The following is a 15595-nucleotide window of genomic DNA, read 5'->3' on the forward strand; positions in this document are numbered from 1 at the left end:
AACAGAGATGCCCGCCCCCACCGGGACGGGCACCCCCACGAGCCGGCGGTCGCTACCAGTCCCGCCCGGCGATCTCCCGGATCCCCGGCAGCGCCGCCTCGAAGACCGTCTCGAACCACACCGAGAACGGCCGCTCCGCCCGCAGCTCGCGCAGTTCCTGCGCGGTCACGAAGGCGTAGTCGTCGATCTCCTCCGGGTTCGGCTCGGCCGGCCCGGTCACCAGTCCAACGAACAGGTGGTTCCACTCCCGCTCGATCAGCCCGGAGGCCTCGTCCGGCAGGTCGTAGCGGACCGTCCCGGCCTCGCAGAGCAGGGCCGGCGCGACGCCGAACTCCTCGGCGGTGCGCCGCGCGGCGGCGACGAACGGCGGCTCGTCCGGGTACGGGTGTCCGCAGCAGGTGTTCGACCAGACCCCGGGGGAGTGGTACTTGCCGAGCGCCCGGCGCTGCAGCAGCATCCGGCCCTGGCGGTCGAAGAGGAACACCGAGAACGCCCGGTGCAGCCGGCCCGGCATCCGGTGGGCCCAGAGCTTCTCGGCGGTGCCGATCGTGACGCCTTCGTCGTCGACCAGTTCCAGCAGGATCTCGGCGCCCGCGGGGTCGGCGGCGGAGGACCCCGGGTCGGCCGTCACGTCGGTCTCCACGTCCAGACCGGTGTCGATCTCGGCGGCGAACTGGCTCTGGTCGGTCGGCGGACTCTGGGGCATGGGGCCTCTTTCGGGAGCGGGAGCAACGGGAGCATCGGGTGCGTCCTGTGCACCGGGTGGAGTGCACGGGACACAGCGGGGGCACCGGCGCCGGCGTCGGTCCCCAGTCTGCCGTATGGGTGGCGGTCCGGACGGGTCCCACGCACATCCGGGCGGATCATGACCACGGGGAGTCCGGATCCGGGCGGAGAAGGGTCCGAGTCGTCCACGGAAGGGTCATTGGTCTCGAAGAACCGTTCGGTATCCGTTCCCATCGTGTTCGATCACCGCTCCTCCACCCCACCGTCACCTCGCCGCCTCCGGGCGCGTTCGGGTGGGTCGCCCGGGTCGCCTACCATCACTTACGAAACGCTGCCCGGATCTGTGCCGGTTCGGCGCGCCGCCGCCGGGCCCGGCCGAACGCCGGTCCGGGGGCCGACAGAGCGCCGCCGTGACCGTCGGCACATCCCGCGCGCACCGCACGACGCACGACGGATCAGGAGACCCCGCATGATCGGCCTCGTTCTGGCAGCCGGCGCCGGCCGCCGGCTGCGCCCGTACACCGACACCCTGCCCAAGGCGCTGGTGCCGGTCGACGGGGAGCGGACCGTCCTGGACCTCACCCTGCGCAACTTCGCCGAGGTCGGGCTGCGTGACGCGGCGATCGTCGTCGGCTACCGCAAGGAGGCCGTCCAGGACCGCAAGGACGCCCTGGAGGGCAAGTACGGCGTCAAGCTCCACCTGGTCGAGAACGACAAGGCCGAGGAGTGGAACAACGCCTACTCGCTGTGGTGCGCCCGTGACCTCTTCGCCGAGGGCCTGCTGCTCGCCAACGGCGACACCGTCCACCCGGCCTCCGTCCAGCGCACCATGCTGGAGGGCAACCGGCGGCTGACCGAGGACGGCAGCGCCCCCGGCATCCTGCTCGCCCTCGACACGGTGAAGAAGCTCGCCGACGAGGAGATGAAGGTCGTCGTCGACCCGGCCACCGGAATGAGCCGGATCACCAAGCTGATGGACCCGGCCGAGGCGACCGGCGAGTACATCGGCGTCACCGTGATCAACCCGTCCGCCGCCGCCGACCTCACCGACGCGCTGCGCGCCACCTACGAGCGCGACCCGCAGCTGTACTACGAGGACGGCTACCAGGAGATGGTGAACCGGGGCCTGCGGATCGACGTGCAGCCGATCGGCGAGGTGTCCTGGGTCGAGGTCGACAACCACGACGACCTGGCGAAGGCGCGGGAGATCGCGTGCCAGTACTGACCCGACTGGTCCCGTCGCCGCTGTTCGCCGAGATCCGCCCGGGCGCGCTGGACGCGCTCGGCGGCATCCTGGCGGACCAGCGGCTGTCGGCCTCGGGCCGGATCGCGGTGGCGATCAGCAACGGCTCGGGCGCCGCGATGCGCGAGCGCCTGGAGCCGGCCCTGCCCGGTGCCGACTGGTACAACGTGGACGACGGCAGCCTCGACAGCGCGGTGCGCTTCGCCGAGGAGATGCGCGGCAAGCACTACGACGCGGTCGTCGGCCTCGGCGGTGGCAAGATCATCGACGCCGCCAAGTACGCCGCCGCCCGGGTCGGCCTGCCGGTGGTCGCGGTGGCCACCAACCTGGCCCACGACGGCATCTGCTCGCCGGTCTCCACCCTCGACAACGACACCGGCCGGGGCTCCTACGGGGTGCCCAGCCCGATCGGCATCGTGGTCGACCTGGACGTGATCCGGCAGGCCCCGCAGCGCTTCGTGGCGGGCGGCATCGGCGACGTCGTCTCCAACATCTCGGCCTGCGCGGACTGGGAGTTGTCGCACGCGGTCACCGGCGAGCCGGTGGACGGACTGGCCGTCGCGATGGCCCGTTCGGCGGGCGAGAACCTGCTGCGGCACCCGGGGAGCACTCAGGACCAGGACCTCCTGACGGCCCTCGCCGAAGCCCTGGTACTGTCCGGCATCGCGATGAACATCGCGGGCAGCACCCGGCCTTCCTCGGGCGCCTGCCACGAGATCTCGCATGCCCTGGACGTGCTGTACCCCAAGCGTTCCGCCCAGCACGGCGAACAGGTGGGCCTCGGCGCCGCGTTCGCCAGTTTCCTGCGGGGCGAGCGCGAGCTGACCGGTCTGATCGTGGAGCGCCTGGCGAGCCACGGACTGCCGGTGACCGCAGCTCAAATCGGTTTCAGCGAAGCGGAGTTCACCGAAGCGGTGCACTACGCTCCGAACACCCGCCCGGGGCGCTTCACCATCCTGGAACACCTCGACCTCTCCCCTTCCGCAATCAGGGACGCGTACGCCGACTATGTCCAAGCCGTCAACAGCTGACCCCTCCACCGCGGGTGCCGAGCGGCCCCCGGTGGACCTGAGCCGCAGGCCCTCGATCGAGGAACTGCGTGCGGTGATCCACCCGGAGGGCATGCTCCAGCGCCGCAGCGCCGAGCACTGGGCCGGGCGTCTGTACATGCGGAGGATCTCGCTGCGGATCACCCGCGTGCTGTCCACCGTGACGGCGATCACGCCCAACGGCCTGACCTACCTGATGATGTTCACCGGCATCCTGGCCGGCGCCGCCCTGGTCCTTCCGGGCATCACCGGCGCGGTCCTGGGCGCGCTGCTGATCCAGGTCTACCTGCTGCTGGACTGCGTGGACGGCGAGGTGGCCCGCTGGCGTCGGCAGACCTCGCTCACCGGCGTCTACCTGGACCGGGTCGGACACTACATGTCCGAGGCGGCCCTGCTGACCGGCCTCGGCCTGCGCGCCACCGACCTGCTGCACCGCGAGGGCAGCGGCTCGCACTGGGAGTGGGCGTTCCTGGGCACGCTGGCCGCGCTCGGCGCGATCCTGATCAAGTCCGAGACGGACCTGGTGGACGTCGCCCGGGCCCGCAGCGGCATGACCGCGGTCGAGGACAGCGCCTCGGTGCCGCGCTCGGCCTCGGTGGCCAGGGCCCGCAAGGCGGCCTCCCTGCTGAAGTTCCACCGGCTGGTCGGCGCGGTCGAGGCCTCGCTGTTCATCCTCGCGGCCGGGATCGGCGACGCCGTCCACGGCGGGCTGTTCTTCACCCGCCTCGCGGTCGTGGTGCTGGCGGCGATCGCCATGCTGCAGACCGTCCTGCACCTGTTGAGCATCGTCCTTTCGAGCAGGCTCCGATGAACACTTCCACTTCTTCCACGTCCACGACGGCCGAGGACTTCCGCCTCGGCGTGGTCATCATCACCATGGGCAACCGGCCGGTCGAGCTCAACGCCCTGATCGATTCGGTCCGCGCCCAGGAGGGCCCGGCGGTCGAGTTCGCCGTGGTCGGCCAGGGCGCCCGGCTGCCCGAGCTGCCCGAGGGCGTGCGCACCGTCGAGCTGCCGGAGAACCTCGGCATCCCGGGCGGGCGCAACGTCGGCATCGAGCTGTTCGGGCCGGACGGCCGGGAGGTGGACGCCGTCCTCTTCCTGGACGACGACGGCCTGCTGCCGCGCACCGACTCGGCCCGGCTGCTGCGCGAGGCCTTCACCTCCGACCCGGAACTGGGCATCGTGTCCTTCCGGATCGAGGACCCGGAGACCGGGGTCACCCAGCGCCGGCACGTCCCCCGGCTGCGCGCCAGCGACCCGCTGCGCTCCTCCCGGGTGACCACCTTCCTGGGCGGCGCGAGCGCCGTGCGCTGCAAGGTGTTCGAGCAGGCCGGGCAGCTGCCCGCCGAGTTCTTCTACGCCCACGAGGAGACCGACCTCGCGTGGCGTGCCCTGGACGCCGGTTGGGCCATCGACTACCGCGCGGACGTGGTGCTGCACCACCCCGCCACGTCGCCGGCCCGGCACGCGACCTACTTCCACAACGTGGCCCGTAACAGGGTCTGGCTCGCGAGGCGGAACCTTCCGGCCCCGTTGGTGCCTCTCTATCTGGGAACCTGGTTTCTGCTGACCCTGGCCCGACGGCCCTCCGCGGAGGGGCTGAAGGCCTGGCTGAGCGGATTCCGGGCGGGCTTCCGCGAACCCTGCGGTCCGCGGAAGCCGATGCGATGGCGTACCGTCTGGCGACTGACCAGGATGGGCCGACCTCCGATCATCTGATTGGATCAGGTGATCGATCGCTTCCGGCCGGTGACCACACACCGGCCGGGCCTCCCCCCCGTGATCCCAGTGGATCCCCATCGGCGCAAGGCCGGCGGACCCCCGCCGACCGGCCGCCCCGACCGATCCCGCGCGAAGGACGAATGTGTCGACAGTGAGTGAACCCGTCAGCCTCTCAGCCCCCACGGGGGCGGACGCGGGCCTGACCCCCAAGCAGCTTGCGGACAAGTACGGTCTGTCGGTGAGCGGTGCCCGCCCCGGACTGTTCGCCTACACCAAGCAGCTCTGGAGCCGGCGCCACTTCATCTGGGCCTTCGCCACCGCCCGTCTGGTGGCCCAGTACACCGACGCCAAGCTGGGCCAGCTCTGGCAGGTCGTGACCCCGCTGCTCAACTGCGGGGTGTTCTACCTGGTCTTCGGCGTCATCCTGGCGAGCAAGCAGGGCTTCCCCGGGCACACCTACATCTCCTGGCTGTGCATCGGCGTCTTCGTCTTCCAGTTCACCCAGAACGCCGTGCAGTCCGGCACCCGGGCGATCTCCGACAACCTCGGCCTGATCCGGGCACTGCACTTCCCGCGCGCCAGCCTGCCGATCGCCTTCACCGTGATCCAGCTCCAGCAGCTGCTGATCTCGATGGTGGTCCTGGTCATCACCGTGCTGGCGGGCGGCATCACGCCGGGCAAGACCTGGCTGCTGGTCATCCCGGCGCTGCTGCTGCAGACGCTGTTCAACACCGGCGTCTCGCTGATCTTCGCCCGGATCGGTTCCAAGACCAGCGACATCTCCCAGCTGATCCCGTTCGTGATGCGGGCCTGGATGTTCCTGTCCGGCGTGATGTTCAGCATCCAGGACAAGATCCAGAGCTGGTCGCCCGTCATCCAGAAGATCATGGCCCTCAACCCGGCCTCGGTCTACATGGACCTGGTGCGCCACGCCTTCGCGCCGATCATCTACAACAAGCACCAGCCCGTGCACCAGACCCTGCCGCCGCACCAGTGGACCTACGGCATCGCCTGGGCGGTCGGGATCTTCATCATCGGATACGTCTTCTTCTGGAAGGCCGAGGAGGAGTACGGCCGTGGCTGACACCGACCTGAGCAAGCGCGACGTCGTGACGGACACCAAGGTCGCCCGCGAGCCCACCGTCGTCGTCGACGACGTGCACATCGTCTACCGGGTGCACGGCGCCGGCTCCGGCAAGGGCAGCGCCACCTCGGCGGTCAGCCGCATCCTCAGCCGCAAGCGCGGCGCCGGCGTGCGCGAGGTGCACGCGGTGAAGGGCATCAGCTTCACCGCGTACAAGGGCGAGGCGATCGGCCTGATCGGCTCCAACGGCTCCGGCAAGTCGACCATGCTGGCCGCCATCGCGGGCCTGCTGCCGACCGAGAAGGGCGGCATCTACACCAACGGCCAGCCCTCGCTGCTGGGCGTCAACGCGGCCCTGATGAACGAGCTCACCGGTGAGCGCAACGTCATCCTGGGCTGCCTGGCGATGGGCATGACCCCGGCCCAGGTGAAGGCGCGCTACCAGGAGATCGTCGACTTCTCCGGCATCAACGACAAGGGAGACTTCATCTCCCTGCCGATGCGCACCTACTCCTCCGGCATGGGCGCCCGGCTGCGCTTCTCGATCGCCGCGGCCAAGACCCACGACGTGCTGCTGATCGACGAGGCGCTGGCCACCGGCGACCAGGCCTTCCAGCAGCGCAGCAAGCGCCGCATCGACGAGCTGCGCGGCTCCGCCGGTACGGTCTTCCTGGTCAGCCACGACAACAACTCGATCCGCGAGGTCTGCGAGCGGACCATCTGGATCGAGGCCGGCGAGCTGGTCATGGACGGCCCGACCGAGGAGGTCGTCGGCCGGTACGAGCGCGGCGAGCGCCCGTAACCGTCCGCGCGAAAAGCCCTGGCACCGAAGGGCCGGTCCCGGAATACTCCGGAACCGGCCCTTCGGCGTGCCGCCCTACCCCGGGTGGCCCGCCGCCGCGGGGGTGAGCGCCACCGTGCGCCGGGCGGGGCGCTCTTCTCGGGCGCGTCGCGGGGTGTCAGGCTGGGGGCCGCGGGGGCGGTGTGCCGTGCGTGACGCCCGCGCTCGGACGCGTGTCCGAGTCGGACCAGTGGTACCCAGCGGTGTAGAACGGGGGAGTGACTGCAGTGTCGGCTTCGGCCCAGCCCAGAGATACGCCGGTGAACCCTTCCGCGGGACAGACCCTGGACAAGGCGGGTGCGGAGAACTTCCCGGTCGCCCCCTTCTTCCTGCCCGCGGCCTGGCGCGACGACCTGATGGCCGTCTACGGCTTCGCCCGGCTGGTCGACGACGCCGGCGACGGGGACCTCGCCGACCCGGCCGCCACCGCCGCCCTGCTCGGGGTCGAGCAGCGGCCCCCCGCCACCCCTTCGGCCCAGTCCGGCCCGCCGAGCCCGGCGGAGGTCTCCTTCCGGTTCGCACTGCTGGACGGACTGGAGCATGACCTCGACCGGGTGTTCGAGGCCGCCCTGCGTCCCGACGGCGCCGACCGGCCCCGCCACCCGCTGCTGGCCCGGCTGGTCCCGCTGGTCGACCGGCACGGCCTGACCCCCGAGCCGTTCCGCCGTCTGATCGAGGCCAACCGGGTGGACCAGACCACCACCCGCTACGCCGGTTACGAGGACCTGGTCGGCTACTGCACGCTCTCCGCGGACCCGGTCGGCCGCCTGGTGCTGGCCATCGCCGGCGTCTCCACCCCCGAGCGGATCGAGCTCTCCGACGCCATCTGCACCGCCCTCCAGCTGGTCGAACACATCCAGGACGTGGCCGAGGACCTCACCCGCGGCCGGATCTACCTCCCCGCCGAGGACCTCGAACGCTTCGGCGTCACCGAGGAGGAGCTCGCCGAGCCCGCCGCGACCGGTGCGGTTCGGGAACTGATCGCCTTCGAGGTCGAACGGGCCCGCACCCTGCTCGACCACGGCGCACCATTGGTAGGTACGGTTCGGGGGAGGCTTCGACTGCTCCTGGCGGGATTCACCGCAGGTGGTTACGCGGCCCTGGCGGCCGTCGAGGACGCCGGGTACGACGTACTCGCCCGGCAGGCGAAGCCGGACAAGCGCCGCCTCGCAATGAAGGCGGCGGCCATCTTCGCGAAGGGAAGGTGAACGCCCGAGTGGCGGCATCACCACTGGCGTCGGCCCCGACCATGGCGGCGTACCGGTACTGCGAGGCAGTCACCGGGCTGCAGGCGCGCAACTTCAGCTACGGCATCCGGCTGCTTCCCGAACCCAAGCGGCTGGCCATGTCGGCCCTGTACGCGCTGGCCCGCCGGGTGGACGACATCGGCGACGGCGACCTCCCGGCCGACCGCAAGGCCGAGGCGCTGGTGCGCACCCGGGAGCTGGTGGACGAGGTCCGCGCCGGCACGGTCGCCGAGGACGACACCGACCCGATCAAGGTCGCCCTGGCCGACGCGGCCCGGCGCTTCCCGATCCCGCTCGGCGGCTTCGACGAGCTGATCGACGGCGTGGAGATGGACCTCAAGGGCGCCGAGTACCAGACCTACGAGGAGCTGAAGGTCTACTGCCGCTGCGTGGCGGGCGCGATCGGCCGGCTCTCGCTGGGCGTCTACGGCTGCGACGACCCCGAGCGCGGGGCGGAGTACGCGGACACCCTGGGCCTGGCCCTGCAGCTCACCAACATCCTGCGCGACCTGCGCGAGGACGCCCTGACCGGCCGCACCTACCTGCCCACCGAGGACCTGGCCCGGTTCGGCTGCGAGCAGGGCTTCGCGCTGCCCAAGCCGCCGGTCGGCGCGGACTTCACCGGACTGGTGGCCTTCGAGGCCGCCCGCGCCCAGGCCGCCTTCGAGGAGGGCCTGCGCCTGCTGCCGATGCTCGACCGCCGCAGCCGCGCCTGCACCGCCGCGATGGCCGGGATCTACCACCGGCTGCTCGGCCGGATCGCCGCCGATCCCGAGTCGGTGCTGCGCGGCCGGGTCTCGCTGCCGGGCTGGGAGAAGGCGTACGTCGCGCTTTCCGGGCTCGCCGGGGGGCGTTCTTGAATCTCGTCACAGTTCTGTCACGCTGTGTCAGCGGGGAATCACATCCGGGTAGAGCCGTGTTGACCACGTCGCTGACCACGAGGGTGCCGGCCGCGAGCGGGCCGGCCACCGCGACCGCCGCCGGGCGGTCCGGCGACTGCGAGGGGGAGGGTCGATGACCGGGCGAGCCGTTGCCGCACGCCCGGCCGCCGTCGTGGTCGGCGGCGGCCTGGCCGGCATCACCACCGCACTGCGACTGGCCGAGGCCGGCCACGACGTCACCCTCGCCGAGGGGCGTCCCCGACTCGGCGGCCTGGCCTTCTCCTTCCAGCGCGGCGAGCTGACCGTCGACAACGGCCAACACGTCTTCCTGCGCTGCTGCACCGCCTACCGCGGCCTGCTGGAGCGCCTCGGCGCCACCCGGATGACCCACCTCCAGGACCGGCTGGACGTCCCGGTGCTCTCCGTCACCGGCCCCGACCGGGCCCCGGTGCGTACCCTCGGCCGACTGCGCCGGGCCGGCCTGCCCGTCCCGCTGCACCTGGCCGGCAGCCTGGCCCGCTACCCCCACCTGTCCCCGGCCGACCGGGCCCGGGTGGTCCGCGGCGCCCTCGCCCTGAACGGCCTGGACCTCGCCGACCCGGCGCTGGACGGGCTCTCCTTCGGCGAGTGGCTGCGCCGCAACGGGCAGAACGCGGCCACCACGGCCGCCCTGTGGGACCTGGTCGGCGTGGCCACCCTGAACGCCCGGGCCGACCAGGTGTCGCTGGCGCTCGCCGCGATGGTCTTCAAGACCGGCCTGCTCTCCGACCCCGGGGCCTCCGACATCGGCATCGCCGCCGTCCCGCTCGGGGTGATCCACCACGACCGGGCGCTCGCCGAGCTGGAACGCGCCGGCGTGCGGGTGCTGCTGCGGGCCCGGGTCGCGGAGCTCAAGCCCGCCACGCCCCAGCACGCCGTCCGGCTGGAGGGCGGTGAGCTGCTCACCGCCGACACCGTGGTGCTGGCCGGGGCCCAGGACACCGCGGCCGCCCTGCTGCCGCCGGGCGCCGTCCCCCAGCGGCTGGCGGACCTCGGCACCACGCCGATCCTCAACGTGCACGTGGTCTACGACCGCAAGGTGCTGCGCCGGCCGTTCTTCGCCGCGCTCGACAGCCCGGTCCAGTGGGTCTTCGACCGCACCACCCACTCGGGCCTGGCCGGCACCCCGATCGGCCGAACCCACCCGGGCGCCCAGTACCTGGCGCTCTCGCAGTCCGCCGTCCAGGACGAGATCGACCTGCCGGTCGCCGAGCTCCGCGACCGCTACCTGCCCGAGCTGGCCCGGCTGCTCCCGGCCGCCGCGGGCGCCGAGGTGCTGGACTTCTTCGTCACCCGGGAGCGCACCGCCACCTTCGACGGGGCCCCGGGCAGCGCCGCGCTGCGCCCGGCGGCCGCGACCGGTGTCCCGGGGCTGCTGCTGGCCGGCGCCTGGACCGCCACCGGCTGGCCCGCGACCATGGAGGGCGCCGTGCGCAGCGGCCACGCCGCGGCCGACGCCGCGCTCGCCGCGGTCGGCGCCCGGGTACCGGTGGACCGGGGCGACGGGCGGTGGCCGAGGTGACGGCGGGCCCCGGCGCCGGAGAGCCCGCCAGAGCCGACGGGCGTACCGTCGGCCCCATCGGCCGTACCGACACCGTTCGTTCCGGCACCACCCGCACTGGCACCACCCGCACTGGCACCACCCGCACTGGCACCACCCGCACTGGCACCACTCGTACTGGCACCACTCGTACTGGCACCAGCCGCACCGACAGCACCCGGCCGCCCCGTGCGGTCCGGCACCACGAGGGAGAGGGAACGCACGTGGAGTCACGCACCGGCTTCGCCGTCGGAGGCACGGCGCACGCCGAACCGGTCTCCGTGCCGGAGCTGCTCGCCCGCAGCCGTACGCTCTGCACCCCGCCGCTCCGGGCCGCCGTCGCCCGTCTGGCCGCACCCATGGACACCGTCGCCGCCTACCACTTCGGCTGGATCGACCGGGACGGCACCCCGGTGGAGGGCGACGGCGGCAAGGCCGTGCGCCCGGCCCTGGCGCTGCTGTCGGCCCGGGCGGCCGGTGCGGCGGCCGAGGTGGGCGTGCCCGGTGGGGTGGCGGTTGAACTGGTGCACAACTTCTCCCTCCTTCATGATGATCTGATGGACGGTGACGAGACCCGGCGGCACCGGGCCACCGCCTGGACGGTCTTCGGGCCGGCCCAGGCGATCCTGGTCGGCGACGCCCTGGCGACGCTCGGCACGGAGGTGCTGCTCGACGCCGCGGTGACCGGTGGCGCGAGCCCCACCGACGCCGCGCGGGCCGTCCGGCTGCTCACCACGGCGACCCGCCGACTGATCGACGGCCAGGCCATGGACGTCGCCTTCGAACAGCGCGACAGTGTCACCGTCGCCGAGTGCCTGGAGATGGAGGGCGGCAAGACCGCCGCCCTGCTCTCCGCCGCCTCGGCGATCGGCGCCGTCCTGGCCGGGGCCGACGACAAGGTCTCCGACGCGCTCCAGCGCTACGGCCACCACCTGGGCCTGGCCTTCCAGGCGGTGGACGACCTGCTGGGCATCTGGGGCGCGACCGAGGTCACCGGCAAGCCGCACTGGGGCGACCTGCGCCAGCGCAAGAAGTCCCTGCCGGTCGCCGCCGCGCTGGCCGAGGGCGGGGCCGCCTCCCGCCGGCTGGCCGAGCAGCTCGCCGACCCGAAGGGCCGCGGCGAGGAGGGCGAGCCCGAGCTCGCCGCCCGGGCCGCGCTGATCGAGGAGGCCGGCGGCCGCGCCTGGACCCAGGAGGAGGCCCGCCGCCAGCACACGACTGCCCTCGCCGCCCTGGACGAGGTGCCCATGGCCGACGGGGTGCGCGAGCACTTCGTCGCACTCGCCGAATTCGTGGTGGTACGAGAGAGGTGACGTTACGTTGACAGCAACCGCGGACGGCCGGCTCGACCCTGAGTACGATTCCGAGCCGGTCGCGGTGGGCGACCGCCCCCCGACCCTGCTGGGCGCGGGGCGGCGCCGGCCCGAGGACACCGACCGGCTGCGGCCGGTCGGTGAGGCGGACCGGCAGCCCGGCGACGCGCGCGAGGCGCTCGCGCGTGCCACCACCCACCTGCTCTCGCTGCAGTCCTCCGAGGGCTGGTGGAAGGGCGACCTGGAGACCAACGTCACCATGGACGCCGAGGACTTACTGCTCCGCCAGTTCCTGGGCATCCGGACGGAGGAGCAGACCCGGGCCACCGCCGAGTGGATCCGCTCCCAGCAGCGGGAGGACGGCACCTGGGCCACCTTCCACGGCGGGCCGGCCGAACTGTCCACCACCGTCGAGGCCTACGTCGCCCTCAAACTCGCCGGCGACGACCCGAACGCCCCGCACATGCTGGCCGCCGCGCGCTACGTCCGCTCCGCCGGGGGCATCGCGGCCGCCCGGGTGTTCACCCGGATCTGGCTCGCGCTCTTCGGCTGGTGGCCCTGGGAACGGCTGCCCGAGATGCCACCCGAGATCATCTTCCTGCCCAAGTGGCTGCCGCTGAACATCTACGCCTTCGGCTGCTGGGCCCGCCAGACCATCGTCCCGCTGACCATCGTCTCGGCCCACCGCCCGGTCCGTCCGGCCCCCTTCGCGCTCACCGAGCTGCACACCGACCCGGACCACCCCTTCCCCGACCGGCCGTTCGCCCCCGCCACCAGCTGGGACGGCATGTTCGAGCGCCTGGACAAGGTGCTGCACGCCTACCACCGCCGGGCCTTCCGACCGCTGCGCCGGCTCGCCGTCGCCCAGGCCTGCCGCTGGATCGTCGAGCGCCAGGAGGCGGACGGCTGCTGGGGCGGCATCCAGCCGCCCGCCGTCTACTCGCTGATCGCCCTGCACCTGGAGGGCTACGAGCTGGAGCACCCGGTGATGACCGCCGGGCTCTCCTCCTTCGACCGCTTCACCGTGCATACCGAGGACGGCATGCGCTGGATGGAGGCCTGCCAGTCCCCGGTCTGGGACACCTGCCTGGCCACCATCGCGCTGGTCGACGCCGGGGTGCCGGCCGACCACCCGGCGCTGGTCTCCGCCGTCGACTGGATGCTCGCCGAGGAGATCCGCAAGCCCGGTGACTGGTCCGTCCAGCGGCCCGCCCTGCCGGCCGGCGGCTGGGCCTTCGAGTTCGAGAACGACACCTACCCCGACATCGACGACACCGCCGAGGTGGTGCTGGCGCTGCGCCGGGTCGCCCACCCCGACCAGGGCCGGGTCGACGCGGCGGTGGACCGGGGCGTGCTGTGGAACCTCGGGATGCAGTCCAAGAACGGCGCCTGGGGCGCCTTCGACGTGGACAACACCAGCCTGCTGCCGAACAAGCTGCCGTTCTGCGACTTCGGCGAGGTGGTCGACCCGCCGTCCGCCGACGTCACCGCCCACGTCGTGGAGATGCTCGCCGAGACCGGCCGGGCCCGGGACCCGCGGACCCGGCGCGGCATCGAGTGGCTGCTGCGCAACCAGGAGGCGGACGGCTCCTGGTTCGGCCGCTGGGGCACCAACTACATCTACGGCACCGGCTCGGTGCTGCCCGCCCTGGCCGCGGCCGGTGTCCCGGACGAGCACCCGGCGATCCGCCGGGCGGTGCGCTGGCTGGAGGACCGGCAGAACGCCGACGGCGGCTGGGGCGAGGACATGCGCTCCTACGACGACCCGGCGCGCTGGGCCGGACGCGGCGACTCCACCGCCTCGCAGACCGCGTGGGCGCTGATGGCGCTGCTCTCGGCGGGCGAGGGCCCGGACGGCCGGACCAACCCGGCGGTGGAACGCGGGGTGGAGTGGTTGGTGCGCACCCAGCTGCCCGAGGGCACCTGGGACGAACCGCAGTTCACCGGCACCGGCTTCCCCTGGGACTTCTCCATCAACTACCACCTCTACCGGCTGGTCTTCCCGGTCACCGCGCTCGGCCGCTACCTCAACGGCGCCCCGGGCATGGTGTCGCCGGGCGGCACCCCGACGATCGGGGCGGCGCGGTGACCACCGCCCCCCTGCTGGTGCTCTGCGCCCTGGGCCCCGAGGTGTGGGCCCTGCGCGGCGGCGACTGGCGCGGCTCGGCCGGCGGACCGCCGGTGCTGGTGCGCACCGGGGTCGGCCGGCGGCGCGCCGGGACGGCCGTCCGCCGGCTGCTCGGCTCCGCCCCGGGCGGCTACGGCGCGGTCGTGGTCGCGGGCTTCGGCGCCGCCGTCGGACCGGGCGTGGCACCCGGCGAGGTGGTGGCCGCCGACGGCGTGCGCGACGCCGAGGGCCACCTCTACCCGGTCGACTCCGGGCCGGAGCTGGCCAGGGCGCTCAAGGAACAGGGCCTGACCGCGCACACCGGGGTGCACCACACCGCCGACCACGTGGTGCGCGGCATCGAGCGGCGCGCCCTGCACCTCCAGGGCGCGCTCGCCGTCGACATGGAGGCGGCGGCCGTGCTGGCCGCGCTGCGGGAGGTGCGCCCGGTCCTGCCGGTCGCGGTGCTGCGGGTCGTGGTGGACACCCCCGAACACGAACTGCTGCGGCCCGGCACCCTGCCGGCCGGGGTGCGCGCCTGGCGGACCCTGCGGGCGACGGTACCCGCCCTGGTCGACTGGTACCGGCAGGAGCACGTCACGGGCTCCCAGGAGCACATCACGGGCTCCGCAGACCTGAACCACCCCACATCCTCGACGCTCCCCCAGGAGGCGAGCTAGCCATGGCCATGCCGTTGCGCCAGACCGTGCGGGTCGGCACCTACCTGATGCAGCAGAAGCTGCTCAAGCGACGCGACAAGTTCCCGCTGATCGTCGAACTGGAACCGCTGTTCGCCTGCAACCTCGCCTGCGAGGGCTGCGGCAAGATCCAGCACCCGGCGGGCGTCCTCAAGCAGCGGATGCCCGTCGCCCAGGCGGTCGGCGCGGTCCTGGAGTCGGGTGCCCCGATGGTCTCGATCGCCGGCGGCGAGCCGCTGATGCACCCGCAGATCGACGAGATCGTCCGACAGCTGGTGGAGCGCCGCAAGTACGTCTTCCTCTGCACCAACGCGCTGCTGATGCGCAAGAAGATGGACAAGTTCAAGCCCTCGCCGTACTTCACCTTCGCCGTGCACATCGACGGGCTGCGCGAGCGGCACGACGAGTCGGTGGCCAAGGAGGGCACCTTCGACGAGGCGGTGGCGGCGATCAAGGAGGCCAAGCGGCGCGGCTTCCGGGTCACCACCAACAGCACCTTCTTCAACACCGACACCCCGCAGACCGTCATCGACGTGCTGGACTACCTCAACGACGAGCTCAAGGTCGACGAGATGATGATCTCTCCGGCCTACGCCTACGAGAAGGCCCCCGACCAGGAGCACTTCCTCGGTGTCGAGCAGACCCGGGAGCTCTTCCGCAAGGCCTTCGCCGGCGGCAACCGCAAGCGCTGGCGCCTCAACCACAGCCCGCTCTTCCTGGACTTCCTGGAGGGCAAGGCCGACTTCGAGTGCACCCCCTGGGGCATCCCCAACTACTCCCTGTTCGGCTGGCAGCGGCCCTGCTACCTGATGGCCGACGGCTACGTGCCGACCTACCGCGAGCTGGTCGAGAAGACCGACTGGAGCAAGTACGGGCGCGGCAAGGACCCGCGCTGCGAGAACTGCATGGCCCACTGCGGCTACGAGCCGACCGCGGTCCTCGCGACCATGGGCTCGCTCCAGCAGTCGCTGCGCGCCATCACCGAGACCGTCAGCTCCAACCGCGGGCGCTGAGGCCGGGCCGGCGCCGCCCGGCCCCGCAGCCGACCGCGTCCTGAGCTCCCGCCCGGCCCGGGCCCTCGCGCCCGGGCCGGCCCCGCCCC

At 72.6% G+C, this 15595-nt stretch carries 14 protein-coding genes; 13 read left to right on the forward strand and 1 reads right to left on the reverse strand.

The annotated features are described in order from the left end of the window. Positions 1–52: 52 nt before the first annotated feature. Positions 53–706 carry an isopentenyl-diphosphate Delta-isomerase gene (idi, locus tag ABTZ03_RS11885; RefSeq protein ID WP_350512768.1) on the reverse strand — a complete coding sequence of 218 codons (654 nt, stop codon included), beginning with the start codon at positions 704–706 and terminating at the stop codon, positions 53–55. Positions 707–1195: 489 nt separating this feature from the next. Between idi and ABTZ03_RS11890 the strand changes: the two genes are divergently transcribed. From ABTZ03_RS11890 to hpnH, 13 genes are all read left to right on the forward strand, one after another. Beyond that, complete coding sequence (locus tag ABTZ03_RS11890; protein WP_350512769.1) at positions 1196–1951, forward strand: phosphocholine cytidylyltransferase family protein; 756 nt, start codon at positions 1196–1198, stop codon at positions 1949–1951. Then, on the forward strand, positions 1939–3000 hold the full coding sequence (locus ABTZ03_RS11895) for an iron-containing alcohol dehydrogenase family protein (RefSeq protein WP_350512770.1): 1062 nt from the start codon (positions 1939–1941) through the stop codon (positions 2998–3000). The genes ABTZ03_RS11890 and ABTZ03_RS11895 overlap by 13 nt, the downstream gene beginning before the upstream one ends. A gap of 91 nt (positions 3001–3091) precedes the next feature. Then, complete coding sequence (locus ABTZ03_RS11900) at positions 3092–3829, forward strand: CDP-alcohol phosphatidyltransferase family protein (protein ID WP_350512825.1); 738 nt, start codon at positions 3092–3094, stop codon at positions 3827–3829. Then, entirely contained in the window at positions 3826–4740 is a 915-nt protein-coding gene (locus ABTZ03_RS11905; protein WP_350512771.1) for a glycosyltransferase family 2 protein, read from the forward strand. Before ABTZ03_RS11900 ends, ABTZ03_RS11905 begins: the two co-directional genes overlap by 4 nt. Before the next feature lie 145 nt (positions 4741–4885). Then, the gene (locus tag ABTZ03_RS11910; RefSeq protein ID WP_350512772.1) at positions 4886–5827 is read left to right on the forward strand and encodes an ABC transporter permease; all 942 of its coding nucleotides are present in this window, start codon (positions 4886–4888) and stop codon (positions 5825–5827) included. Continuing rightward, positions 5820–6629 (forward strand): ABC transporter ATP-binding protein, encoded by an 810-nt coding sequence (locus ABTZ03_RS11915; protein WP_350512773.1) that lies wholly within the window; start codon positions 5820–5822, stop codon positions 6627–6629. Before ABTZ03_RS11910 ends, ABTZ03_RS11915 begins: the two co-directional genes overlap by 8 nt. A 299-nt stretch (positions 6630–6928) precedes the next feature. Continuing rightward, entirely contained in the window at positions 6929–7876 is a 948-nt protein-coding gene (gene hpnC / locus ABTZ03_RS11920) for a squalene synthase HpnC (protein WP_350512774.1), read from the forward strand. A 41-nt stretch (positions 7877–7917) separates the two neighbouring features. Then, the gene (hpnD, locus tag ABTZ03_RS11925; protein ID WP_350512826.1) at positions 7918–8775 is read left to right on the forward strand and encodes a presqualene diphosphate synthase HpnD; all 858 of its coding nucleotides are present in this window, start codon (positions 7918–7920) and stop codon (positions 8773–8775) included. A 154-nt stretch (positions 8776–8929) separates the two neighbouring features. After that, positions 8930–10357 (forward strand): hydroxysqualene dehydroxylase HpnE, encoded by a 1428-nt coding sequence (gene hpnE, locus ABTZ03_RS11930; protein ID WP_350512775.1) that lies wholly within the window; start codon positions 8930–8932, stop codon positions 10355–10357. A 242-nt stretch (positions 10358–10599) separates the two neighbouring features. Beyond that, positions 10600–11688: a polyprenyl synthetase family protein gene (locus ABTZ03_RS11935; RefSeq protein WP_502894439.1), complete on the forward strand. Its 1089-nt coding sequence runs from the start codon at positions 10600–10602 to the stop codon at positions 11686–11688. 127 nt (positions 11689–11815) lie between these two features. Then, entirely contained in the window at positions 11816–13777 is a 1962-nt protein-coding gene (gene shc, locus ABTZ03_RS11940; protein WP_350512828.1) for a squalene--hopene cyclase, read from the forward strand. Continuing rightward, complete coding sequence (locus ABTZ03_RS11945) at positions 13774–14475, forward strand: 5'-methylthioadenosine/S-adenosylhomocysteine nucleosidase family protein (RefSeq protein ID WP_350512776.1); 702 nt, start codon at positions 13774–13776, stop codon at positions 14473–14475. Before shc ends, ABTZ03_RS11945 begins: the two co-directional genes overlap by 4 nt. Positions 14476–14477: 2 nt before the next feature. Continuing rightward, a complete protein-coding gene (hpnH, locus tag ABTZ03_RS11950) occupies positions 14478–15506 on the forward strand; it encodes an adenosyl-hopene transferase HpnH (protein ID WP_350512777.1) in 1029 nt (342 codons plus the stop codon). The last annotated feature ends 89 nt before the right edge of the window (positions 15507–15595 follow it).

The organism is Kitasatospora sp. NPDC096077 (assembly GCF_040303245.1).
In the GTDB taxonomy this organism is placed as follows: Bacteria; Actinomycetota; Actinomycetes; order Streptomycetales; family Streptomycetaceae; genus Kitasatospora.

Bases quoted from the DNA above. Each gene is read 5' to 3' on its own strand.
- idi (WP_350512768.1), bottom strand. From the start codon at position 706: ATGCCCCAGAGTCCGCCGACCGACCAGAGCCAGTTCGCCGCCGAGATC.
- ABTZ03_RS11890 (WP_350512769.1), top strand. From the start codon at position 1,196: ATGATCGGCCTCGTTCTGGCAGCCGGCGCCGGCCGCCGGCTGCGCCCG.
- ABTZ03_RS11900 (WP_350512825.1), top strand. From the start codon at position 3,092: ATGCTCCAGCGCCGCAGCGCCGAGCACTGGGCCGGGCGTCTGTACATG.
- ABTZ03_RS11905 (WP_350512771.1), top strand. From the start codon at position 3,826: ATGAACACTTCCACTTCTTCCACGTCCACGACGGCCGAGGACTTCCGC.
- hpnD (WP_350512826.1), top strand. From the start codon at position 7,918: ATGGCGGCGTACCGGTACTGCGAGGCAGTCACCGGGCTGCAGGCGCGC.
- hpnE (WP_350512775.1), top strand. From the start codon at position 8,930: ATGACCGGGCGAGCCGTTGCCGCACGCCCGGCCGCCGTCGTGGTCGGC.
- hpnH (WP_350512777.1), top strand. From the start codon at position 14,478: ATGGCCATGCCGTTGCGCCAGACCGTGCGGGTCGGCACCTACCTGATG.